At 71.7% G+C, this 21,778-nt stretch carries 18 protein-coding genes; 12 read left to right on the top strand and 6 right to left on the bottom strand.

What is annotated here, in order from left to right:
* The first annotated feature begins 132 nt into the window (after window positions 1-132).
* The 3 genes from ACFPA8_RS20220 to ACFPA8_RS20210 all read left to right on the top strand — a co-directional run bounded on the left by ACFPA8_RS20220 (window position 133) and on the right by ACFPA8_RS20210 (window position 4,228).
* A complete protein-coding gene (locus ACFPA8_RS20220; RefSeq protein ID WP_386450530.1) occupies window positions 133-1,152 on the top strand; it encodes a methyltransferase in 1,020 nt (339 codons plus the stop codon).
* Window positions 1,152-2,354, top strand: a complete 1,203-nt coding sequence (locus ACFPA8_RS20215; protein WP_386450528.1) for a branched-chain amino acid aminotransferase — start codon at window positions 1,152-1,154, stop codon at window positions 2,352-2,354. Before ACFPA8_RS20220 ends, ACFPA8_RS20215 begins: the two co-directional genes overlap by 1 nt.
* A 314-nt stretch (window positions 2,355-2,668) precedes the next feature.
* Window positions 2,669-4,228, top strand: coding sequence for an MFS transporter (locus ACFPA8_RS20210; protein WP_386450526.1), 1,560 nt, complete (start codon window positions 2,669-2,671; stop codon window positions 4,226-4,228).
* A gap of 108 nt (window positions 4,229-4,336) precedes the next feature.
* Here ACFPA8_RS20210 and ACFPA8_RS20205 read toward each other — a convergent pair whose 3' ends face one another.
* Window positions 4,337-5,536 carry an AfsR/SARP family transcriptional regulator gene (locus ACFPA8_RS20205; RefSeq protein ID WP_386450524.1) on the bottom strand — a complete coding sequence of 400 codons (1,200 nt, stop codon included), beginning with the start codon at window positions 5,534-5,536 and terminating at the stop codon, window positions 4,337-4,339.
* Between the two features lie 617 nt (window positions 5,537-6,153).
* Between ACFPA8_RS20205 and ACFPA8_RS20200 the strand changes: the two genes are divergently transcribed.
* The 5 genes from ACFPA8_RS20200 (at window position 6,154) to ACFPA8_RS20180 (ending at window position 11,183) form a co-directional block, all read left to right on the top strand.
* Window positions 6,154-6,975 (top strand): AfsR/SARP family transcriptional regulator, encoded by an 822-nt coding sequence (locus ACFPA8_RS20200; protein WP_386450522.1) that lies wholly within the window; start codon window positions 6,154-6,156, stop codon window positions 6,973-6,975.
* 263 nt (window positions 6,976-7,238) lie between these two features.
* Window positions 7,239-8,627 carry a GTPase HflX gene (hflX, locus tag ACFPA8_RS20195; RefSeq protein ID WP_386450520.1) on the top strand — a complete coding sequence of 463 codons (1,389 nt, stop codon included), beginning with the start codon at window positions 7,239-7,241 and terminating at the stop codon, window positions 8,625-8,627.
* Window positions 8,628-8,992: 365 nt separating this feature from the next.
* Window positions 8,993-9,208 carry an MbtH family protein gene (locus ACFPA8_RS20190; protein WP_386450518.1) on the top strand — a complete coding sequence of 72 codons (216 nt, stop codon included), beginning with the start codon at window positions 8,993-8,995 and terminating at the stop codon, window positions 9,206-9,208.
* Between the two features lie 32 nt (window positions 9,209-9,240).
* On the top strand, window positions 9,241-10,044 hold the full coding sequence (locus ACFPA8_RS20185) for a phytanoyl-CoA dioxygenase family protein (protein WP_386450516.1): 804 nt from the start codon (window positions 9,241-9,243) through the stop codon (window positions 10,042-10,044).
* Between the two features lie 326 nt (window positions 10,045-10,370).
* Window positions 10,371-11,183 (top strand): DUF899 domain-containing protein, encoded by an 813-nt coding sequence (locus tag ACFPA8_RS20180; protein ID WP_386450514.1) that lies wholly within the window; start codon window positions 10,371-10,373, stop codon window positions 11,181-11,183.
* A 140-nt stretch (window positions 11,184-11,323) separates the two neighbouring features.
* Here the strand turns inward: ACFPA8_RS20180 and ACFPA8_RS20175 are convergent, their stop codons facing one another.
* The 3 genes from ACFPA8_RS20175 to ACFPA8_RS20165 form a co-directional block, all read right to left on the bottom strand.
* Complete coding sequence (locus tag ACFPA8_RS20175; protein ID WP_386450512.1) at window positions 11,324-12,331, bottom strand: phosphotransferase; 1,008 nt, start codon at window positions 12,329-12,331, stop codon at window positions 11,324-11,326.
* 164 nt (window positions 12,332-12,495) lie between these two features.
* On the bottom strand, window positions 12,496-13,152 hold the full coding sequence (locus tag ACFPA8_RS20170; protein WP_386450510.1) for a response regulator transcription factor: 657 nt from the start codon (window positions 13,150-13,152) through the stop codon (window positions 12,496-12,498).
* Complete coding sequence (locus tag ACFPA8_RS20165; RefSeq protein WP_386450508.1) at window positions 13,140-14,456, bottom strand: sensor histidine kinase; 1,317 nt, start codon at window positions 14,454-14,456, stop codon at window positions 13,140-13,142. The genes ACFPA8_RS20170 and ACFPA8_RS20165 overlap by 13 nt, the downstream gene beginning before the upstream one ends.
* Before the next feature lie 181 nt (window positions 14,457-14,637).
* Here ACFPA8_RS20165 and ACFPA8_RS20160 point away from each other — a divergent pair, with 181 nt between their 5' ends.
* The 3 genes from ACFPA8_RS20160 (at window position 14,638) to ACFPA8_RS20150 (ending at window position 18,116) form a co-directional block, all read left to right on the top strand.
* Window positions 14,638-14,880, top strand: a complete 243-nt coding sequence (locus tag ACFPA8_RS20160) for a hypothetical protein (protein WP_386450506.1) — start codon at window positions 14,638-14,640, stop codon at window positions 14,878-14,880.
* Window positions 14,881-15,203: 323 nt separating this feature from the next.
* A complete protein-coding gene (locus ACFPA8_RS20155) occupies window positions 15,204-16,112 on the top strand; it encodes a CPBP family intramembrane glutamic endopeptidase (RefSeq protein WP_386450504.1) in 909 nt (302 codons plus the stop codon).
* 564 nt (window positions 16,113-16,676) lie between these two features.
* On the top strand, window positions 16,677-18,116 hold the full coding sequence (locus ACFPA8_RS20150) for a Glu/Leu/Phe/Val dehydrogenase dimerization domain-containing protein (RefSeq protein ID WP_386450503.1): 1,440 nt from the start codon (window positions 16,677-16,679) through the stop codon (window positions 18,114-18,116).
* Between the two features lie 362 nt (window positions 18,117-18,478).
* On the opposite strand, the gene ACFPA8_RS20145 is transcribed toward ACFPA8_RS20150, so the two are convergent.
* Entirely contained in the window at window positions 18,479-19,315 is an 837-nt protein-coding gene (locus tag ACFPA8_RS20145) for a lysophospholipid acyltransferase family protein (RefSeq protein ID WP_386450501.1), read from the bottom strand.
* A 970-nt stretch (window positions 19,316-20,285) separates the two neighbouring features.
* Between ACFPA8_RS20145 and ACFPA8_RS20140 the strand changes: the two genes are divergently transcribed.
* A complete protein-coding gene (locus ACFPA8_RS20140) occupies window positions 20,286-21,098 on the top strand; it encodes a hypothetical protein (protein WP_386450500.1) in 813 nt (270 codons plus the stop codon).
* Between the two features lie 161 nt (window positions 21,099-21,259).
* Here ACFPA8_RS20140 and ACFPA8_RS20135 read toward each other — a convergent pair.
* A partial coding sequence (locus tag ACFPA8_RS20135; protein WP_386450498.1) for an IS630 family transposase occupies window positions 21,260-21,778 on the bottom strand: 519 nt, incomplete at its 5' end.

The raw sequence follows: 21,778 nt of genomic DNA, 5'->3' as shown, positions 1-21,778 counted from the left end.
CGCGAACGGTGGCGACGCCCGCCGGGTCGTCAGACAGCCGTCAGGCCGGCGTCAAGGGGCCCTCCTACAGTCCACGAGAAGCACGCGCCGCCACCCGGCGGCGCAGCACCCGCAAGGGAATTGGAGACGTGCATGGCATCCCACGACATCGCGGAGAAGCACCTGGCGACCGGCATCGCCGCCAGCGGTCCGGCCCCGGACCTCGCTGCGGCCGCCGCCCTTCTCGAGATGGGTGACAGGCTCGGCGTGGTCGCCCACCTCGACTCCGACAGCCCCCTCGAGACCGGTGCCGTCGCGGCGGAACTCGACCTGCCCGAGGCGGCGCTGGTGCGCTACCTCGACGCACTGGAGTCGGCCGGCATCGCGATCCGCGAGGGCGAGGGCCGCTACCGTGCCTGCCCGGACTTCGCGACCGTGTGCCACCAGGCCGGCTACATCTCCTGGACGATGAACGCCAACCGGCCGTTCATCGAGCACGCCCGTGAGTTCTTCACCGACTGGGAGAAGGCGTCCCGCACCCACCTGCGCGACTTCCGGGAAGTGGCGGTCAGCTCCCAGTGGATGGGGTCGCACGCCTTCTATCCCGCCGCCCTCGACACCATCATCGACGCCAAGCCCCGCAAGGTCGTCGACCTCGGCGCGGGCACCTGCCGGCTCCTGATCGAGGTGCTCGACGCGGTCCCCGGTTCCACCGGTGTCGGGCTCGACTTCGCTGCCGACGCCTGCCGCGCCGCCGAACTGGCCGTGGCACAGGCGGGGATGAGCGAACGGCTCACCGTGCTGGAACGTTCCATCCAGTCCGTCGCCACCGACCCGCAGATGCTCAAGGACGCCGACGTCATCCACGCCGGCTTCGTCTTCCACGACATGCTCCCCGAGGAGGAGGACGTCTGCGACGAGGTGCTGGCGAAGTGCCGGGAGTCCCTCGCGCCGGGCGGCTTCCTCGCGATCACCGACGCCGTGCCGTACCTGCGCAACGACCGTGAGCGCCGCTTCAGCGCCGCCGTGTCCTACTACCACGGCGAGTTCATGCGCCGTCGGCTGCAGACGGAGGAGCAGTGGGTCGAGCGGCTGCGCGCGGCGGGCTTCTCCGACGTCCGTGCCGTCACGCTGGCCTTCCCCACCGGCCGTCTCTTCCTCGCGCACCGCTGATGACGGGAGCGAGCCGCACCGAAGACGGGCGCCGCGCCACCGGGGGCACGACACGCCCCACGGTGGCCGTGCGCCCGCACCCGCGGCCCGTCCCGGCCGGCCGCCGCCGTGAGCTGCTGGCAGCACCGCCCTTCGGGGAGGTGTTCACCGACCACATGGTCACGGCGCGCTGGAGTCCCGAGGAAGGCTGGCACGAGGCGGTGCTCGGCCCCTTCGCACCGCTGGAGCTGAGCCCGGCGGCGGTCGGACTGCACTACGGGCAGAGCGTCTTCGAAGGTTTCAAGGCGCACCGCAGATCGGACGACCGGGCAGCGGTGTTCCGCCCCTGGGACCACGCACGGCGGCTCAACGCGTCCGCGCGGCGCATGGCCGCGCCGCCGCTGCCGCCCGAGCTGTTCGTCGCCGCCGTCGAAGTTCTCGTCCGCCAGGACATGGACTGGGTGCCCGAGGGCGACGACCGGAGCCTCTACCTGCGCCCGGTGCTGTTCGCCGACGAGCCGCACCTCGCGCTGCGTCCGGCCCGCTCCTACCTGTTCCTGCTGCTCGCCTTCCCGACCGGGAATTTCTTCGGCAGCGAGTCGCGGGCGGTCACCGTGGCGGTGAGCGAGGAGTACGTACGGGCCACGCCCGGCGGCACCGGCGCGGCCAAGTGCGGCGGCAACTACGCGGGCAGCTATCTCGCGCAGGAGGAGGCGGCCGGGCGGGGCGCCGACCAGGTCGTGTGGCTGGACGCGGTCGAGCGCCGCTGGGTCGAGGAACTCGGCGGCATGAACCTCTTCTTCGTGCACGGCGAGGGCGAGCGGGCCGAACTGGTCACGCCGCCGCTCACCGGCACCATCCTGCCCGGCGTCACCCGCGACACCCTCATCGCGCTCGCCGGCGACCTGGGCATGCGGGTCACCGAGGCGCCCGTGTCGCTGGACGACTGGCGCGACGGCTGCGCAGCGGGACGGATCACCGAGGTGTTCGCCTGCGGCACCGCGGCCCGCGTCACGTCCGTCGGGCGGGTCCTGGGCAGGGACGGCGAGGAGTGGACCGTGGGCGACGGTGCGCCGGGACCGGTCGCCGGGCGTCTCTCGGCGCTGCTCGCCTCCGTGCACCGCGGGGAGACCGCGGACCGGCACGAGTGGTGCCACGTCGTGGACCGCGCTCCGCACGGCTCTTCCCCGTCGGACAACTCCCTCACCAGGGCGTCGGGTTGACGAGTGACCAGGACAAGTGGAAGGCTTGATCGCATGATCTATTGAGTCTGCGGGCGCTGCCCTCACTTCTCGACCGGCTCCCCGCCGCCGCGCCTGACAGGCTCGCACCTTCCCGGTGCCGGGCCGTCCAGCGACCTCGCAGGCGAGCCGTTCCCCCTCCTGCCGCTCCGTTCGGAGCCGCGTACTCCTGCCGTCGGTGTCCTTGACGCGCTCGCGTCGGGGCGTGGCATCGCTGTGCGCCGGGGAGGTCGATGTGACGGGCAGTCAGGTTCGTGAGCAACGCAACGTCCCAGACCCCGCTCAGGAGATCATCCATGTCAGAACAGTCGTCAGCGGCAACCGCGCAGGCGCGCGATCCCCGCCGCTGGTGGATCCTCGCCGTGCTCTGCTCGTCCCTGTTCGTGATCGTGCTCGACAACACGATCCTGAACGTCGCGATCCCCTCCATCACCGAGCAGCTCGGCGCGAGCACCGCCGAGATCCAGTGGACGCTCAACGCGTACACCCTGGTCCTGTCCGGGCTGCTCATCACTGCGGGCGGACTCTCGGACCGGCTCGGGCGCAAACGCGCCCTGCTGCTCGGGCTGTTGGTGTTCGGAGGGGGCTCCCTGATGGGTGCTCTGGCGGGTTCGCCCGAAGTGCTCATCGCCGCCCGGGTGCTCATGGGCATCGGCGCGGCCTTCCTGATGCCCGGCACCCTCGCGGTGCTCGTGCGCACCTTCGACGACGAGGAACGCCCCCGGGCCATCGGCATCTGGGCGGCCGTCTCGTCGGTGGGCATGGCTCTCGGGCCGGTCGTCGGCGGGTTCCTCCTCGACCACTTCTGGTGGGGGTCGACCTTCCTGATCAACGTGCCCGTCGCCGTGGTGGGCCTGGTCGCCATGGCCGTCCTGCTGCGCGAGTCCAAGGACCCCGGACACTCCCGCCCGGACCTGCTCGGCGCCCTGCTGAGCACCGTCGCCGTGGTCTCCCTGGTGTGGGCGGTCATCACCATCCCGCGCGAGGGCTGGCTCGCCCCGAAGACCCTGACGGCGGGGCTGCTCGGCATCGCCGTCGGCGTGACGTTCGTCTGGTGGGAACGGCGGGTCCAGGACCCGATGCTGGACATGGCGATGTTCAAGAACCCCAAGTTCCGGGGCGCCGTGTTCGGCGGCATCCTGACCGCCTTCGGGATGGCCGGTTCGCTCTTCCTGCTCACGCAGGACCTGCAGTTCCTCCGCGGCTACGACCCGCTGGAGGCCGGCGCGCAGCTCATCCCCATGGCCGTGGGCGTGCTGTTCAGCAGCGTCGTGCTCAGCCCCCGCGTGCTGAAGGCGCTCGGCATCGGCAAGGGCGTGGCTCTGGGCGTCAGCGCGTCGGCGGCGGGTCTGACCACGGTGGCCCTCGCCCCCGACAACGGCTATCTGGTCCTCGTGGCGGGGCTGTTGCTGCTCGGCGGCGGGGCGGGCATCTCCGGGCCGCTGGTCGCCAACGCCCTGATGAGTTCCATCCCGCCGGAGCGGGCCAGCACCGGGTCGGGCGTCAACAACACCCTTCAGGAGCTCGGCAGCGGTCTCGGCGTCGGCGTGCTCGGTGCGGTCCTGGTGGCCGTCTTCTCCCAGGCCGTGCCCGACCGGCTCGGGGCGGCCGCCGGAGAGTCCTACCCGCAGGCCGTCGAGGCGGCGGGTGGTTCGCAGGCCCTGCTCGCCGACGTACGGGACTCCTTCACCAGTGCCCTGACGGCCAGCCAGCTCATCGGAGCCGCAGCGGTGCTGCTCGGCGGCTGGATCGCCGGGGCGCTGCTGCTGCGCGCGGACCGTGCGGCGGCGGCGGAAGCGGCCGCTGCCGCCGCGGAGAAGCCGGCAGAGAGCGCCACCGAGAACAGCCCGGCATGACGGCTGCCTCCGCCCGGCGACGCCGGGCGGAGGCAGGCCGTCCGTCACAGTGTTCCGGCGTGGTGACCGGCACCGGGTCCGGCACAAGTGCCTGCGCAGGAGCGGACGTTACGGGAGCGCCTGATGTTCGGGGTGCACCGCACGGATGTGGGCCCGGCCCTGCGGGACACCGGCGGCGTGCACCGGAGTGCGCGCGTCGTTCGACTTGATGGCTGTCTCCAGCTGGCTGGAGAGGTGGCGCACCGTGGAGACCAGCGCCTGCTGCTGCGCGGTGAGCTTCTGCACCAGGGAACGCAGCTGCCGCAGCTCTCCGTCGAGCGACGCGGCCTCCGGGCGCGCCTGGTTGGCGGCCGGTGCCGTGGCTCCCTGCGCCCGGACGGGCCGCTGCGGTGCCAACGCGGGCTTCCGCCGGGCCTGCGGCGGTACGGACGGTGCACCGAGCGGTTGCCCGCCGGACCGCAGGGTGACCTGCTGCGGTCCCCGGTCCTCGGCCGCCGTGGCGGTGTGCGGGTCGAGCAACTCCGGTGCGTGCGCCAGTATCTGACGCATCCTCTTGCTCAGCGCCGGGACGGGGTTGATGCCGAGGGTGTCCGCCAGATGACGACGGGCCCGCTCGTACACGCCGAGGGCCTGCGCCTGATGGCCCGACCGGTACAGCGCCACCATGAGCTGCTCGTAGTAGCGCTCGCGCAGCGGGTGGCTGATGGTCAGCTCCTCCAGCTCCGCGATGACGTTCTGGTGCATCTGAGCCCGCAGCGAGATGTCGTAGAGCAACTCGAGCGCGCTGAACCGGGACTCCTCCAGCATCGCCGCCCCCGCGGAGCAGATGGGGCCCTGACTGCCCTGCAGCGCGGGGCCGCGCCACAGGCGCAGCGCGCCGCGGATCGTCTTCTCGGCGAGCACGAGGTCCTTGTCGGCCATCCGGCGAGCGCGGTCCACGGTCTGGACGAACAGCTCGCTGTCGATCTGGTCCGGTTCGGCGCGCAGTCCGTAGCCGGACTCGCGGGTGATGAGCCGCTGCTGGCCGTGGCCGCCCTCCTGGTCGAGCTGTTCCATCAGGCGGCGCAGCCGGTAGACCTGGGCCTGCAGGGCGTTGGCGGACTTCCGGGGGCTGAGCTCGCCCCAGACCTCCTCGCCCAGTTTCTCGGCGGAGACGACGGAGCCGTACTTCACGATCAGCGCGCCCAGGAGCGTGCGCTGCTTCTGGCTGTTGAGGGGGACGCGCCGCTGATTGACGTTGTCGTACAACTCGGTGGGACCCAGGACTCTGAACTTCACAGCCTTCTCCAGGCGATACTCGATCGGCATTCCAGCAAGACTCGTGAGGTGTGGTGACCGGGCCTCTCCGAGGAATTTCGAGGTGTACGGCGGAACGTGCGGCCTGCTGGGCGGACCGGTCCGTCCAGCTCGCCGGACCGCTCCGCCTCCGGGGCGTACGCCGGTGCGTGCGGGGTGGGGGTTCGTCCGTGCCCCGACTGCCGGCTGAGGCACGGCAGTCGGGCGTTCCCTGCCGGAAGGGACTGGGCGAACTCCGTTGTCCCGTCCGGCAGCAGGTCCGGCGTGTTCGTCCGGAGCAAGGCGGGACCGACGAAATCCATCGTGACTCCGTCCGGAAGGCGGGGCCGGGTCCGGCGTCGTTCGGCCGAAGTCCGGCAGGGCGTTTTCGACGGTAGTCCGCGTACTCCGCAAGTACAGGGCCGTCCGCCGGGGCGCGAGTGTTCTTCTAGCATTCGTCAGGACGTCGTCAGGGGGGTTGTTCCACTCCGTGTTCCGGCGGGGTCGAGAGTTGCTTCAGCTTTCCTCGAGCACATGGAGAATCCGCCGGAGCGCCCAGTAGCGTGCGATGCGGCGACGGGCCGGTCACCAGGAGCAGCTCGACGAGGTACGGACGAGCTCCGCGGCACGGACAGGGTACGGAGGAGACCGTGAAGATTCAGGTTCTGGGTCCGCTGACTGCCGAGGTCGACGGGGAATCGATCGTTCCGACGGCGGGAAAGCCGCGGCAGATTCTGTCGCTCCTCTCGCTCTACCCGGGCCGCGTGGTGCCCGTACCCGTGCTCATGGAAGAACTCTGGGGAACCAGTCCGCCGCAGAGTGCGCTGACCACCCTTCAGACCTACATCCTGCAGCTCCGCAGACGGCTCGGCACCGCGATGGGCAGCGACGGCCCGCACAGACCCAAGGACGTGCTCGCCACCAGACACGGCGGCTATCTGCTCCAGGCCGACGAGGCGTGCGTCGACGTGCACCAGTACGAGCGGATGGCGGCGCAGGGGCAGGCGGCGTACGCCGACGGTGACAGCGGGCTCGCCGCCCGCAGGTTCCGCGCGGCTCTCGACCTGTGGGGCGGACCCGCCCTCGTGGACGTACGCGTCGGCCCCATCCTGGAGATCGAGGTGATGCGCCTCGAGGAGAGCCGCCTGGTCACCGTGGAGCGGCGGATCGACGCCGATCTGCGGCTGGGACGGCACACCGAACTCATCGCGGAACTCACCGAACTGACCGCCCGCCACCCTCAGCACGAGGGAGTGCACTCCCAGGCGATGGTGGCGCTGTACCGCTCCGGGCGGCAGGCCTCCGCCCTGGAGACGTACCGGAAGCTGCGGACGCGCCTCATCGAGGAGCTGGGGGTCGAGCCCTCCCCGCAGCTGCAGCGCCTGCACCAGGCCATGCTCGCGGTCGATCCTGCGCTCGACGTCTTCGCCGGTCCCAAGCCGATCTCGACCTTCGACCTCTACGCGGCCTGACGCGGGCCGCTTTCCCGGACCTTCGCGGCCTGGTGCCGACCCGGTGCCGGACTGGTACCGACGCCCGTCGGGCAACGGGCCTCCGTCCAGTCGGCGCCGTCCCCCCGGCACGCGGTTCGCCGCACTGTCGGGCATCTGTCGCACCGGGACAGTTCGAGTCGCTTCCGAGGACTCTTCGAGGCGCCGCTGTCAAGCTTGAAGGTCACGCCACATCGCCCTGAGCCGCAGGCCCGGGGCAGCCGCACTCCCACGGAAGGAAGCGCATGACATCCGCTCAGCGCCCCCTCGGTACCGCAGACGCGATCGACCCCACGCAGGAGACAGGCCTGCACCATGTCGCCGCGCTGTCCACCGAGTTGCAGGACGTCTCCGAGGTCGACCAGCGTCAGGTTCGCCTGGAGCGCGTCGTCCTCGTGGGGGCCTGGACGTCCGGCACGCTCGAGGACGCGGAGAGCTCCATGGCGGAGCTGGCGGCGCTCGCGGAGTCGGCGGGTGCCCTGGTGCTCGACGGCGTCATCCAGCGCCGGGACAAGCCCGACCCGGCCACGTACATCGGCTCCGGCAAGGCACAGGAACTGCGTGAACTCGTGCTGGACCACGCAGCCGACACAGTGGTCTGCGACGGCGAGCTGAGCCCCTCCCAGCTGGTCCGTCTCGAGGAGGTCGTCAAGGTCAAGATCGTCGACCGGACGGCGCTGATCCTGGACATCTTCGCCCAGCGCGCCACCTCCAGGGAGGGCAAGGCACAGGTCGAACTGGCCCAGATGCAGTACATGCTTCCGCGGCTGCGCGGCTGGGGACAGTCGCTGTCCCGGCAGTCCGGCGGCAGCGGTGGCGGCGGCGGCATGGCCACCCGCGGCCCCGGTGAGACGAAGATCGAGACGGACCGGCGGCGGCTGCGCGAGAAGGTCTCCAAGCTGCGCCGTGAACTCGACGGCATGAAGGCGGGACGTGACCTCAAGCGCCAGGAACGCAAGCGCAACAAGGTTCCCGCCGTCGCACTGGCCGGCTACACCAACGCCGGCAAATCCTCACTCCTCAACCGCCTCACCGGTGCCGACGCCCTCGTACAGAACGCCCTGTTCGCCACCCTCGACCCCACCGTGCGGCGCACCCAGACCCAGAGCGGCCGCTCCTACACCCTGGCCGACACCGTCGGTTTCGTGCGCCACCTGCCCCACCAGCTGGTGGACGCGTTCCGTTCCACCCTGGAGGAGGTCGCCGAGGCGGACCTGATCCTGCACGTCGTGGACGGCACGCACCCCGACCCCGAGGCGCAGATCGAAGCGGTGCGCACAGTCATCGGTGAGATCGGCGGTGCCGGCGTCCCGGAGCTCCTGGTGGTCAACAAGGCCGACGCCGCTCCGAGGGACGTGCTGGACCGCCTGGCCGAGGCCGAGCCCTCCGCCGTCGCGGTCTCCGCACGTACCGGGGAAGGGGTCGAGGAGCTGCTGGTCCGGGTCGAGGAGGCGCTGCCGCACCCGGACATCGAGGTCGAGGTGGTGATCCCCTACACGCACGGGCACCTCGTGGCCCGTGTCCACGAGGAGGGCGAACTGATCAGCGAGGCCCACGAGGAAGAGGGCACCCGGGTCCGCGCCAAGGTGGAGGAGGACCTCGCGGCGGAACTCGCGCCCTACTCGGCGAGCTGACTCCGCGGCAGTCCCGGGGCCGCCCCGCGTGCGGGGCGGCCCCGCTGCGCGGTCCGCCGCCACCGGGCCGCAGCGGTACGGCGCTGCCCCGGGTCCGTGGCCGACAGCCGCGACGGAGCGGGTAATTCAGGGGTTCCGTGGAAATTCGAGCCGGGATCTAGCGCATATCGACTCTGCAGGTTGCCAGAATTTCACGGCTCGCTTTAGCGTGATGCCGCAGAACCGTCGGTGCGCACCGTCCGGCCCGTCGAGCAGAAACCCGAGCGGGGCCGAGCGAATTCGTCACCGAATTCCTCAGCCATGCCCCGGGCCGTTGCAGCCGAGGTGACGCCGGAAACCGTTGTCCGCCGTCAAGGGAGTGTGCAGTGCCCAATCCGTTCGAAGATTCCGGCAGTTCCTTCCTCGTTCTGGTCAACCACGAGGGTCAGCACTCGCTGTGGCCCGGGTTCGCAGAGGTGCCCGAGGGGTGGACCGTCGGTTTCGGGGCGGCGGACCGCGCCTCGTGCCTGGAGTACGTCGAGGACAACTGGCAGGACATGCGACCGCGCAGTCTCGCAGCCCGCCTCGAAGGAACGGCCTGACCGTCCGATCACTCGCGAGGAATGAGCCCACCATGTCTGTTTCCGTACCCCTGCTCGGTACCAAAGTGCGTTACGGCAGGGACGGTTGGCTGCCGCTGCCCCACATCCTGAGCGATACCGACCTGAAGAAGCTGGTCGACCGAATCGACGGCATCAGCGCTCAGCGGCGCCCCGAAGTCGTGCACGAGGAGGGCTCGTCGGCCGTGCGGGCACTGCACGGCTGCCACGATTTCGACGAGGTGTGCGCCCGGCTGGTGCGCCTGCCCGCCCTGGTCGGATTCGCGGAACAGCTCCTGGGCGGCCCCGTCTACGTCTATCAGTTCAAGGTCAACATGAAGCAGGCGCACGAGGGCGCCGCATGGCCGTGGCACCAGGACTTCGCGTTCTGGCACCACGAGGACGGGATGGCCGCCCCCGACGCCGTCAACATCGCGATCTTCCTGGACGACGTCACCGACGAGAACGGTCCGCTCGAGGTGATTCCGGGCAGCCAGCACGGCGGGATCTTCGAGGACGGGACACGCGCCGAGCAGCACAGCCACGACTGGCACGACCACGTGTCGGCCAAGCTGGAGTACACGGTGCCCGACGACATCGCCGACGAACTGGCGAGCGCCCTCGGGGTGAAGCGCCTCACCGGCAGTGCCGGCACCGCCGTCGCCTTCCACCCGAGCATCGTCCACTCCTCGTCCAACAACCTGTCCGACGAGCGCCGTTGCCTGCTGCTCATCACCTACAACAGGATCGGGAACGCCCCCGCCCATCCCACTCGGCCGGCGTTCCTGGTCGGCCGGGACAGCACCCCCCTCGTCCCCGCGGACGACAACTCCCTCTGAGCCAAGGACGGTTCGCCGGACCGGCCGGGACCGGGCCGGAGCATGTTCGACCACGGACGTACGCGCGGACCGTTCCGGGGCCGGACGCACGCCCGCTCGGGCCGAGCAGGCCGCCCGCTGCCCCCGGACCCCGTACGCCGGGTCGCACAGCTGCGACCCCGCAAGCCACCGGCCCCGCCTGCTGTTCGTGCTGCCTCCGGGGTGAGGAGGCGTGCCCCCCTGCCTTCCCTGCCGCGATGAGTTCCGGCCGGGTGGCGAGTCGTTTCCGGTGACCGTCGCAGGACGCCGTACGAAGCTGCCCGGCACGAGACACCACGGAGGACACCATGACGAGCACGCCGGACGACCCGACCACCGCGCTGCCCGGCCGCCCGCCCGTCGTCGACCTGGCCACCTGGCAGACCGCCCGTGACGAGCTCCTGGTCCGCGAGAAGGCACACACCCGCGAGGGCGACGCCCTCGCCGCCGCCCGCCGCCGGCTGCCGATGGTGGAGCTCGACGGGACGGCCGAGGTCGTCGGACCCGACGGCCCGGTCCCGTTCCTGGACCTGTTCCAGGGCCGCGACGAGCTCGTGGTCTACAAGCACATGTGGTACGACGGCGCGCCGCACCAGGGGCAGTGCGAGGGCTGCACCACTACGGCCTGGCACGCGAAGGACGCCGTCTACCTCAACGTCCGGGGCGTCTCGTTCGCCGTCCTGACCTCGGGCCCGTGGGACGAGGTGGCTCCCTTCGTCGAGTTCATGGGTTACACCCAGCCCTGGTACTCGGTGCGGGACGTGGCGGCGCCGGTCGGCGGGGACATGGGGCACATCGTCTGTTTCCTGCGCGACGGCGACCGCGTGTTCCTCACCTACTCCACGACGGGCCGTGGCAACGAGCCGGTCAACGGCTCCCTCGGCCTGCTCGACATGACGCCCTACGGCCGCGGCGAGGCGTGGGAGGACAACCCCGCGGGCCGGCCCGTGATCGGCGATGTCCGCGAGGGGTATCCCGCCGAGGGCCGCCAGTCCTGCTGGTACTGGCGCTCGGACGCCGACGGCGTCGCCACCTGGGGCCCGACCAGCCGGCCCGTGCCGCAGTGGACGCGCCCCGGCGCGACCCCCGTGGAGACGCTCGGCAGGCACGGCCACCACTGAAGCGCCTTCGCCGACGCCGTCGGCAACCGCTGCTCCACCGCCGAGGGCGTCGGCAACCGCCGCTCCACCGCCGCCGGGTCGTGGAACGCTCCCTCGACCTGCTGCCCGGCGGGGCCGCCGGGCAGCACCCCACCAGCCGTCTACACAGGTGGTTCGGTGAGCAGTTCGAGCAGCGACCGGGCACTCTGCGCGGCTCCCGCCGCATCGGCGGTGGCCGTCCCGGCGGGGAACACCCGCCCCCAGGAACAGGCACGGCCGAGCGCGGCCAGCCGCCACGCCAGACTCACCGCCCTTCGCAGTTCCGCCGCCGGCCGGCCCGTGTCCGTCCACGGCTCCAGGTAGGCGTCCCGCAGCCGTGGCAGCACGCGAGGTCCGTACCGGCCGCAGGCTCTGCCGACGGGGACCGGGAGGCTGCAGAAGGGATGGGAGACGGAGGCGTCTCCCCAGTCGAAGAAGGTGAACCGCCCCGGCCGCGGGTGGAAGAGCTGCCCGTCGTGCAGGTCCGCGTGGTCGAGGGAGTCCGCGAGGCCCGCCGCCGCGAGTTCCGTGCACCACTCCACGAGACGTGGGCGCAGTTCCGCGAGCCGTCTCCGCTCGGCAGGCTCCAGCGCCGCGTTCTCCGCGAGGACCCGGTCGAAGACGCCGGGCAGTGCCGCGGTGCGTGCGCTGGGAACGCCCAGCAGTTCGATGTCGCGCGCGTACGGGATCAGAGCGAGCTGCATGGCCGCGTACTGCCGGAGGAGCTCTTCCCATGCAGCGGGTCCGGCCGCCTCCCGGTCGAGCATGTTCCTGAAGAGCTCTCCTCCGTGGGGCAGCAGGGACCAGCCGCGTTCCGCGTCGACGGCGATCGGCTCCAGCACGTGCTCCGGGACCCAGCGGGCCAGTGCCGCGCTCAGCGCACTCTCGAAGGCGCCGGCCGGCGGGTTCGCCTTGAACCAGACGGCCGTGTGCCCCTCGACGGACACCCGGATCAGGACGGACCACGGTCGCAGTCTCACCGCCCGCTCCCCGGTGGTTCGCAGGCCACGTGCCGCGAGCCGGTCCTCCACCCAGCCGAGGGCGGCGCTCCGCCAGGCGTCCTGCTGCCAGGGAGTCACCGCGTCCTCGTAGCTGCCCCGGTCGACCACCACGGACGGCTCATGCTGCATCGCGCCATCCCAGCAGCGCCGCGGACCCGCTGCCACTGCTTTTCCCGCCGGCCGGACATGACCTGCGTACGGCCCTCCGCCGCCTCGGAGGAATGAGCCTCGGTGATGTGAAGCGGAGGGGGAGTGGTCACTCGCCGGGCCCTGCGGACCGGCCGCCGACGGGTTCACGCCAGCCGCCGTACGCCCTCCAGGTAACGGAGTACGGCGGCCACGCGGCGGTCCACCCGGTCGGTGGGGGACAGGTCGAGCTTCGCGAAGATGCTGCGGATGTGCTTGTGCACCGCGCCCTCCGTGACGACGAGCCGCTCGGCGATCGCGGCATTGCCCATGCCCTCCGCCATCAGGGCGAGGACGTCCCCTTCGCGGGGGCTCAGCCTCTCCAGCCTGCTGTCCCGGGAACCGGTGAAGAGCTGAGCCACGACTTCGGGGTCGATGGCGGTGCCGCCGTCCGCCACGCGCCGCAGTGCGTCCATGAACTCCTCCACCCGGCCGACGCGTTCCTTGAGCAGATAGCCGAGCCCGGCCACGCCGCCGGTGAGGAGTTCCGTGGCGAAGGTCTGCTCCACGTACGCGGACAGCACGAGCACGGCCAGACCGGGCCGCCGCCTGCGGGCCTCGACCGCCGCGACGATGCCCTCGTCGGTGTGGGTCGGCGGCATCCGGACGTCGAGGACCGCGACGTCCGGCTCGTGTGCGTCGATGGCGGCCAGCGCCTCCTCGGCGGTGCCCGCGGTGGCCACCACGTCGAGGGACTCCGCGCGCAGCAGCAGGGCGAGACCCTCGCGCAGCAGCGGGTCGTCCTCGGCCATCACGATCCGCATGGCAGCTGCACCTCGAGTGTCGTCGGCCCGCCGGGGGGACTGGTCAGGGAGAAGTCTCCGTCGTGCGCCGCGATCCGCCGGCGGATGCCGGTGAGTCCGGAACCGCCGTCCTCTTCCCCCGGGGGGTCCCCCGGGGCTTCGCCCGGGGAGGTGCACCCGGCGCCTCCCCGCCCGTCGTCCTCGATGCGCAGGCGCAGCCGTCCGCCGCGGCTGCGGACCGTCACGGCGGCATGCCGGGCGCCGCTGTGCTTCGCGACGTTGGTGAGGCTCTCGGCCAGGACGAAGTACGCGGTCGCCTCGACGGACGCGGCGCACCGCTCCGGCACGTCCACGTCGATCCGGCACGGCACGGCGCAGTTCGCGGCCAGTCCCGCCAGCGCACCGGCCAGGCCGCGGTCCGCCAGGACGGGAGGCAGGATGCCTCGGGCGACGGTACGGAGTTCGGCCAGTGCCTGTTCGGCGGCCGACTGGGCGCGCTCCAGCAGTTCGTCGGCGCCGGCGGGGTCGCGGGCCGCCATGCGTCGGGCGGCGCCGAGCAGCACCGTGACCGTGACGAGCCGGTTCTGTGCGCCGTCGTGCAGGGAGCGCTCGATCCGGCGCAGCTCTGCGGCGTGGGCGTCCAGCGCGGCGGCGCGGGTGGCGGCGAGTTCGGCGACGCGCAGGGACAGGTCCGCTTCGGCGCCGGCCGTGAGGAGCCGTCGTCCGGGACGCGCCTGCAGCCGCGCCATGCCGGGGGTGAGGCCGAGGACGATGCTGATCCAGCCCAGACCCAGCAGAGCCACAGCGAGGGCGTCCGGCCACGAATGGGCGGTGCCGAACCCCAGCGACGTACTCGTCGCGTCCTCCGGCGCGAGCCGCCACCACAGCGGGAACGACGTGTCGCGGACGGCCGCGACCGGCAGGACGACGCCGCACAGGCCCAGCAGGAGCCCCAGGGTCGCGTGCCGGACCAGCCAGCGCAGTTCCCGCCGGGTGGCGGGGTCGACGACGGCGAGCCGGAGCCGCGTCGGCTGGTGCTCCGGCGCGGCAAGTTCCGGCCCCCAGCGGGCGAGGCGGGCGCGTTCCCGCCCGGCGAGGGCGTGCAGAGCGCGCAGCACGGCAGGCGCCAGGAGCAGGCCGACGCCCGCCGGCGACGTCACAGCTGCGACGGTCAGGCAGAGCAGCACGAGGAACGCCAGAAAGGCCGTGCCGAGCCCTCCCACGAGCTGCCCCACCGCGGCGGCTGCGGCGCCTGCGGTCCGCACGACGGTGTCTCTGAGACCGGCACCCCGGTCGACGGCCGCAGTTCCCTGTCCGGTGGTCATCCGCCCTCCCCTTCGCGAAGGACCTTATGACGCCCGGCGGTCCGCCGCCGCCGGAGACGGGGAAAGTACAGCCTGCTGTACCTCGCGCCGGGCGGCGTGCGGGATCGCCGCCGAGAGCTCCGCTCCGTAGCGTCGGTGACCGACAGCCGGACCGGAACCGCGAACCCGTGGAGGAAACACCATGACGAACACCGGCCCCCGCCCCCTCACCGAGCCGGCCGACCCGAGGGGTACCGCGGCACCGGGTGTCTCCCGCGGGCAGGTCCTCCGCACGCTGCTCTGGACCGTCCTGGTGGCCGGCGCGGTCGCCAACACCGTCGCCTCGTTCGTCGGTGCGGACGCCAAGGTGCATTTGGTCTGCGGGGCGGTCACGGCGGTCTGCGGTGGGATCCTGATCGTCGGCCGCCTGAGGCGGCCCCGGTAAAACGCCGCCGCCGCATCTCTCGCCGAGCCGCCGCGCGTCCGTCGCGGAACCGCCTCCGCCGCACCGTACGAGGGAGGACGGACGGGGGACACGGCACACCGTCAGCACGAGGGCCCCGACCGGGCGTTCCGGCCGGGGCCCCGCCATGTCCCGTACAGCGTCAGCTGTCCGTCCGTCCGCCCGGATCGCCGCGCCCGGACCACTGTCCGACCGTCCCAGGTACAGCCTGCTGTACCGCCGCTTCGGTCGCGCACGGCAATGACCGCACAGCCCGGCGCTGATGTGCTCGACCCGTCACGCCGACCGCACGAAGGGACACCGCAGTGACGACCCGAGCCCCACGGAGCAAAACCGACCACCGAACGGTCCGTACCGGTCCGGAAGAGCGCGCCGGACTACGGGAAAGCATCCGGCGCCACCCCCTGACCTGGTTCTTCTCGCTGGCCTTCACCATGAGCTGGGTGGCCTGGACGCCGTACGTCCTGTCCGAGAACGGCCTGGGCGTCTGGCACTTCGGCTTTCCCCCGGTCGCGGGCACCACCCAGCTCCTGGGTGTCCTGCCGGGCGCCTACCTCGGCCCGATCCTGTCGGCCTTCCTGGTCACGGCGATCACCGAGGGCCGCCCCGGACTGCGCGCGTGGTCCGGGCGGCTGGCCAGATGGCGGGTCGGCTGGCACTGGTACGCCCTGGTGCTCGTCTCCGTGCCGGCCGCGCTCACCCTCGCCTCCGTCGCACTGGCCGGGACCGGACCCGCCCTCCCGGGTGCCGCGGTGCTGGCCGCGTACCTGCCCGGACTGCTGCTGCAGATGGTCACCACCGGCCTCGCCGAGGAGCCCGGCTGGCGGGAGTTCGCCATGCCCCGACTGCAGCGCCGCTACGGCCCCGCCCTGGGCAGCCTCGTCGTCGGCCCCCTGTGGGGCGCGTGGCATCTGCCGCTGTTCCTGACCGAGTGGGGCGGGGGGCCGCACGTGACCTGGATCGAGCCGGTGGAGTTCGTCGCCACCACGACCGCGTTCAGCTACGTCATGACCTGGGCGTTCAACCGCACGGGTGAGAGCCTGCCGCTGGTCATGCTGTTGCACACCGGTGTCAACAACTACTTCTCGATCGCCTGGGCCGAGATGTTCCCGGCGCTGCCCGACGGCTACGCCGCACACGCCTTCCTGCTCAGCTCCACGGCCGCGGCCCTCGTCCTGCTGGTCGCCACCCGCGGCCGGCTGGGCAGCCCGTAGACCCCCGGTGCGTCCGGGGGCGCGTTCCCGGACGCGGCTTCCCGCTGCAGGGGGCTGCCGGACGGCGCGCTCGAACAGAGAATGCTCGGAGCCGGCGGGGGCCCCGGCGCGCGATGACCAGGACGGAACTGACTACCCGTCAGTTCCATGGGCGGTCGTTCGGCCGACCCCCCTGAGCTGCATTTTCCTTGTGTTCGAATTTGTCGGCCGGGGGCGTGGAAACCGGTGCGGGAACCGACCCAAGAGATGCCTTGACAAGGGATGAAGCGCGACCTCACAGTAGGCGCTACGCACAACGCAACCGGATACGTTCTCTGCGTAATTCCCGGAACAACTTCTCCTCGCGCCCTCCGAGGGCCACCACAAGTGTGCCCAGAGGGCGAATTCGTCCTGCCCGTATGGCCGTCGGCTGCTCGCCTGTGCGCGCAGCCGACCTGAATCAGCGGCGAAAATCCGCCAGTCACCTGGACATCCGGCCTCGACGGCCGGTCTCCGGGCCTGGGCGCGTGCGAGTCCGCACGTGAGAGCAAGTGCCTATCAGTGAGTGGAAAGGGTGAGTGCCAAGTGACGCAAATTGCTGTCGAAACACCATTGCAGGTTCTTGAGCATGAACCTTTTCTGCAGGTCACCTGGCGCGATTCCCTGACGCCCGCTCGGGGTTTCGTCGTCATCGACCAGTTGGTGACGGGTATCGCCACGGGCGGCCTGCGTATGCGCCCCGGGTGCACAATCGGCGAGGTCGGTGAACTCGCCCGCGAAATGACGCTGAAGATGGGCGCTTTCGGAATTCACGTCGGTGGCGCCAAGGGCGGTATCGACTTCGATTCCGCGGACCCGCGGGCCGAAGAGGTGCGGGAGCGCTTCCTGGAGGCCGTCCGCCCGCTGCTGGAGCGCTTCTGGGTGACCGCGGGCGACCTCGGCACGCAACAGGAGCAGCTCGACCGGGCCTTCGCGAAGGTCGGGATCGGTGAGACCTCCTTCCACGCCGCCGTGGTCCGTTCGCCGGACGAGGCCGAGGTCCGCGCACGTATCCACCAGGCGTTCACCACACGGACGGACGGTCTGCTGCTGTCCGAGCTGATCGGCGGCTTCGGTGTGGCGGAGTCCGCCCTGGCCGCCCTGGAGCACCAGCGCATTCCCGCTGAGACGGCGCGCGCCGTCGTGCAGGGGTTCGGTGCGATGGGCGGGTCCACGGCGCTCTACCTCGCGCGTGCCGGGGTGAAGATCGTCGGCGTGACGGACGCCCAGGGTCTGATCCTCAACACCTCGCGTGGCCTCGACGTCGAACTCCTGCTGTCCGCGCGGAGCGCGAGCGGCGTCATCGACCGCTCCGTGCTGCGCGAGGACGACGTGGAACGCCCCGGTGACTCCTGGCTGAGCCAGGACGTCGACGTACTGGTGCCCGCCGCCGTCTCCTACTCGATCACAGCGGACAACTGCGACCAGATCCGCGGCAAGCTCGTGGTGGAGGCGGCCAACGTGCCCACCACCCCCGAGGCCGAGCAGCGTCTGCTGGAGCGCGGGGTCACCGTGGTCCCGGACTTCATCGCCAACACGGGTGCCGCGGCCGGAGCCTGGTGGGTCATCCTCGGCGAGGTCGTCAGCCCCGCGGGGGCCTGCACCCGGCTGTCCTCGCAGATGCGCCCGCTCGTCCGGGACCTGATGGGCCGGGCCGCGCAGGCCGGGACGTCGATGCGGGAGGCGGGCGTCCGGTTCGCGAAGGAGAACTCGCAGCGGATGATCGGTGAGTACGGCGGAGCGGTCGCGTTCCGCGACCTGTTCCCCGGCACGCCGGACGGACAGTACGCAGAAGGTGAGGTGGAGACGGCGATCACGCTCCCGAGCTCACCGGAAGCCGCGGAGGCCGTCGTCCACCCGCCGAGCGGTGCCTTCCCGGTTGCCGCCGACCTTGTCGACGCTCCGATGGAGACCAGTCGTCAGCCCGCCGGTGCCTGCCCCGCCTACTGGCCGGGACCGGCCGACCAGGCCGCCGGCCAAGCCTGAACGGCCCCACGCGACGCGACAGTTCCGCCGGACCTGCCCTTGGGCGCCCGGCGGGGCGTGACCGATGCCGAAGGCCCCCTGCGAGGCGTGTCGCAGGGGGCCTTCGGCCTGTGGCGCCCGCGCCCGCGCCACGGACCGAAGGCGGTGGAGCCGGCGGCGTCGCCCCGCGCCGTGCGCTGACGAGCGGGCCGGACGCGCGGTTGACGTGCGGCACAGGGCGGGTGCGCCTGACCCTGTGGCTGTGGCTGTGGCTGTGGCTGTGGCTGGCTGGGTTTCGGGTCGCTGGCGGCTACGCCGGGCGTCGTGCGGCCGGTGAACTCGAGATTTCCGGATCTCTGATCCGGTCCGTCGCCGGGCCGCCCCTACGCATGGAGGCCGGAACCGTCCGGCTCCTCCGCGACCGTGGCCTGTTGCGTGCCGGTCCCCGGCTGATGAGGCGGCAGCACGGCCGCTCCGGCGGGGTGGAGGCCGTGACCCGTGTCTGCCGGACGCCCCACCGCTTCGCACACCGATGCGTGCGCGGCCGCGGCCAGCGAGCGGCGGTCGTGCCCGTCGGGCCACAGCGGGGGACACGGCCGTACGAGCGCGGTGAGCCCGCCGGTGGTGGCCACGCGGCGAAGTGAGGCCACGAGCGTGTCGTTTCCCACGTACGAAGCCGCGGTGCTGTGCTCGCCTCCCTGCGTGAAGTCGATGGCGAGAGGCCGTACCGGTGCCCCCGCGTCCATCGCCGCCTGGAATGTGGCCCTCCGGAACGGCCCTCCCGGCGCGGTGCACCAGGTGGCGGCCTGCGGGAAGACCATCATCGACTCGCCGTCGCGCAGATGCGAGGCCAACTCCGCCACGGTCTCCGGCAGTCGGCGTACTGCTCCGCGGTCGATGAACCGGCTGCCGGTTCGGCGGGTGAGCGTTCCGACGACCGGCCAGCCGGCGACCTCCCGCTTGGCGATCAGAGGCACGGGCTCGACTGCCAGCGCGGCGACGACGTCGAGCCAGGAGATGTGGTTCGCGACGATCAGCGTCCCGGCTGCCGTTCCCGGCACGCGAAGGGGTCCTGCCGCGTCCAGGCGGACGCCGAGCGCATCGAGTACGGCCTGCGCGTGCCGCCGCAGTGTCGGCGGTTCCGCGAGCCGCGTCCCGGCCGCCAGCGCTCCTCCGACAGACGCGGCGAGGCCCGCGTACCGGCGGAGCACCGTGCTCACCGGAGGACGGGCAGCCGAACCGCGCGGCACCGACCCGGGCGGTGCCGTGACGCAGCGGGGAGTGCAGGGCGACAGCAGTCCCCAGGCATCCGTCACCGCCTCCGGACGGGAGCCGATCCTCACCGGGGCACGCCCAGCGAGCGGCACCGGCAGCGGCGGTCCGTCAGCAGCGCCGAACACAGCCGAGCGCCCTTCTCCTCGGTGAGGACCCGGTGGCGGAGTCGCTGGTCGGCACGCATCCACTCCTTCGTAGCAGTGATGGCGCCGGCGCACACCGCAGTTGTGACGGATACGCCGGATACAGCGCGGTCCTGGGCGTCTCTCCGCAGGAAGCGAGGCCGCCTGGAGGACGGCGGACGCCTCGGCGCCGTCCTCCACGCCGGTCACGGATTCCCGGTCACCGGGGCGCCGGCCCGTCTGCTCCTCAGCACCCCCGGATTTCCTTCTCTCTTTGCGGGAATTCGGATCTGGTACGGCGCAATTCCGGCCAGAGTGCGAGGTTTCCACGTCCCGCTGGCCGGAATGTGTTCACTTCATGATCGACGGCCGAGTGGGCGGCGCGGCCGTGCCCGTTCCGTCCCGGCGGGCCCCGCCGGGGTGAGCCGAGTACGGATTGCACCGGGGAGGGAAATCATGATCTTCCGGAGGTCACGGGCCCTCAACGCCGGGCCTGCCCGGCCGCACCGGGGCGCCGGTGATCGACTGACCCGTCAGTAGACATGGGCGCCGGTCGAATTCTGCTAATCCAACTGCACAATTTCGCCGCTGTCTTCCGCCCGGCACCTGAAATTGCCGTGCATGCCGTCGAATTCGGCTACCGTCGGCACGGACAACCGCGCGTCGACGGGGGCGTGCGGGACGGCACTCGGGGGAATGTCGCGACGCCTGGGACAGCGTCCGCATGAGCCCGTTCTGACCGGAAGGCTCTCGCCCAGCGGCGCGACAGCCGCTCCATCGAGGAGGACGGCCCGTGGCAATACAGGAGTGCTCCGGGTGCGGGGCGCAGGTGCAGCCCGACGGAACGTCGCCTTGCTCGTGTGTGCTCGCCGCGGCGGACGAGGTCGACGCGGCCTTCGAGGGGTACCGGCCGCAGGGGAGGATCAGGTCGTCGTGGCGGATCGTCGGCCGCACTCCCCAGCCGGTCCTGGTGCAGCGCGACGAGGCGGGCCGTCCACGGGGGGTGAGGCGCGGCAGGGGAACCGTGCTCGCACTCGTGGTGGCCATGATGCTCGGGACCCTGGCCTTCGTCGTGGGCGCGGCGAGTTCGGGCCAGCAGCGCGGCGAGATGTCGCCCTTCCCCTCCTCGACCGGCGTTGCTGTCCCGCCGAGGCTCATGGACGGCACCGGCCCGCCTCCTGGCGGTGAGTTCGGCAAGGGCGCCGCTCCCGGCCCCGCGAACAGCGACGGCTCGAACGACGACAGGGCAGAGGGCGGAGACGGCGAAGACGTGCCGGGTTCGCCCCCGTCTCCCTCCGCACCGCCCGCGGAGGACCCGTCCTCGCCTTCGGAAGGCGCGGCAGGCGGCGGCTCGGACGGCGGTTCTTCCGACGGTGGTTCTTCCGACGGTGGCAGTGCGGACGGCGGGAGTTCGGACGGCGGCTCGTCCGACGGCGGCTCCTCCGAGGGGGGTTCGCAGTCGCCCTCGCCCAGCCCGAGCGGGGACGAGGGCGGGGCGTCGGACGGCGGAAGCACCGAGGGCAGCGGCGGGTCGGACGGCGGCGGAGGGGACGAGGAATCGGGCGGGCTGCTGGGCGGTCTGCTCGGTGGTCTGCTCGGCGGTTAGGGCACGTCGTTTGGATCTTCGCGGGCTCGCGACGCCCGGCCCGCCCATCTGCTGCGTTGTCGGAGTCGCCCGAGTACGCCCAGTACGAGGGCGATCCTCCGCCTTGCATCTGGACGCACCGGACGCCGCTCACCGACCCACGAAGATCCAAACGACGTGCCCTAGTGACCTGAGTCGGAGATTCGTTGGCAGTAGGCGGCGACTTTGTTGAGGATCTCGTCGGCGGTCTTGGTCCAGACGAACGGTCTGGGGTTGGTGTTCCAGTCGGTGAGCCATGTTCGGATGTCGCGTTCGAGGGCCTGGACGGAGCGGTGGACGCCGCGTTTGAGCTTCTTGTTCGTCAGCTCGGCGAACCACCGCTCCACCAGGTTCAGCCAGGAGGAGCTGGTGGGGGTGAAGTGCAGGTGGAACCGGGGGTGGGTCAGCAGCCACTGCTTGATGGCCGGGGTCTTGTGGGTGGCGTAGTTGTCCAGGATCAGATGCACCTGAAGACCGGCCGGGACCTCGCGGTCGAGCTTGGTCAGGAACTGTTTGAACTCGGCCGCACGGTGCCTGCGGCGCAGTGAGCCGATCACCTTCCCCGTGGCGACTTCCAAAGCGGCGAAGAGGGTGGTGGTGGCGGCGCGGACGTAGTCGTGGCTGCGGCGCTCGGGCACCCCGGGCACTATCGGCAGGACCGG

Origin of the sequence: Streptomyces ovatisporus (genome assembly GCF_042653885.1) — a bacterium.
Classification (GTDB): Bacteria; Actinomycetota; Actinomycetes; order Streptomycetales; family Streptomycetaceae; genus Streptomyces; species Streptomyces ovatisporus.
Note: the sequence above shows the minus strand (reverse complement) of the source record. Positions and strands in the feature narration are given on the sequence as shown.

Excerpts from the sequence above, each read along its gene's own strand:
- ACFPA8_RS20170 (WP_386450510.1), bottom strand. The coding sequence starts at position 13,152 with ATGCGGATCGTGATGGCCGAGGACGACCCGCTGCTGCGCGAGGGTCTC.
- ACFPA8_RS20165 (WP_386450508.1), bottom strand. The coding sequence starts at position 14,456 with ATGACCACCGGACAGGGAACTGCGGCCGTCGACCGGGGTGCCGGTCTC.
- ACFPA8_RS20215 (WP_386450528.1), top strand. The coding sequence starts at position 1,152 with ATGACGGGAGCGAGCCGCACCGAAGACGGGCGCCGCGCCACCGGGGGC.
- ACFPA8_RS20210 (WP_386450526.1), top strand. The coding sequence starts at position 2,669 with ATGTCAGAACAGTCGTCAGCGGCAACCGCGCAGGCGCGCGATCCCCGC.
- ACFPA8_RS20220 (WP_386450530.1), top strand. The coding sequence starts at position 133 with ATGGCATCCCACGACATCGCGGAGAAGCACCTGGCGACCGGCATCGCC.
- hflX (WP_386450520.1), top strand. The coding sequence starts at position 7,239 with ATGACATCCGCTCAGCGCCCCCTCGGTACCGCAGACGCGATCGACCCC.
- ACFPA8_RS20185 (WP_386450516.1), top strand. The coding sequence starts at position 9,241 with ATGTCTGTTTCCGTACCCCTGCTCGGTACCAAAGTGCGTTACGGCAGG.
- ACFPA8_RS20175 (WP_386450512.1), bottom strand. The coding sequence starts at position 12,331 with ATGCAGCATGAGCCGTCCGTGGTGGTCGACCGGGGCAGCTACGAGGAC.
- ACFPA8_RS20205 (WP_386450524.1), bottom strand. The coding sequence starts at position 5,536 with ATGCCGATCGAGTATCGCCTGGAGAAGGCTGTGAAGTTCAGAGTCCTG.
- ACFPA8_RS20160 (WP_386450506.1), top strand. The coding sequence starts at position 14,638 with ATGACGAACACCGGCCCCCGCCCCCTCACCGAGCCGGCCGACCCGAGG.
- ACFPA8_RS20180 (WP_386450514.1), top strand. The coding sequence starts at position 10,371 with ATGACGAGCACGCCGGACGACCCGACCACCGCGCTGCCCGGCCGCCCG.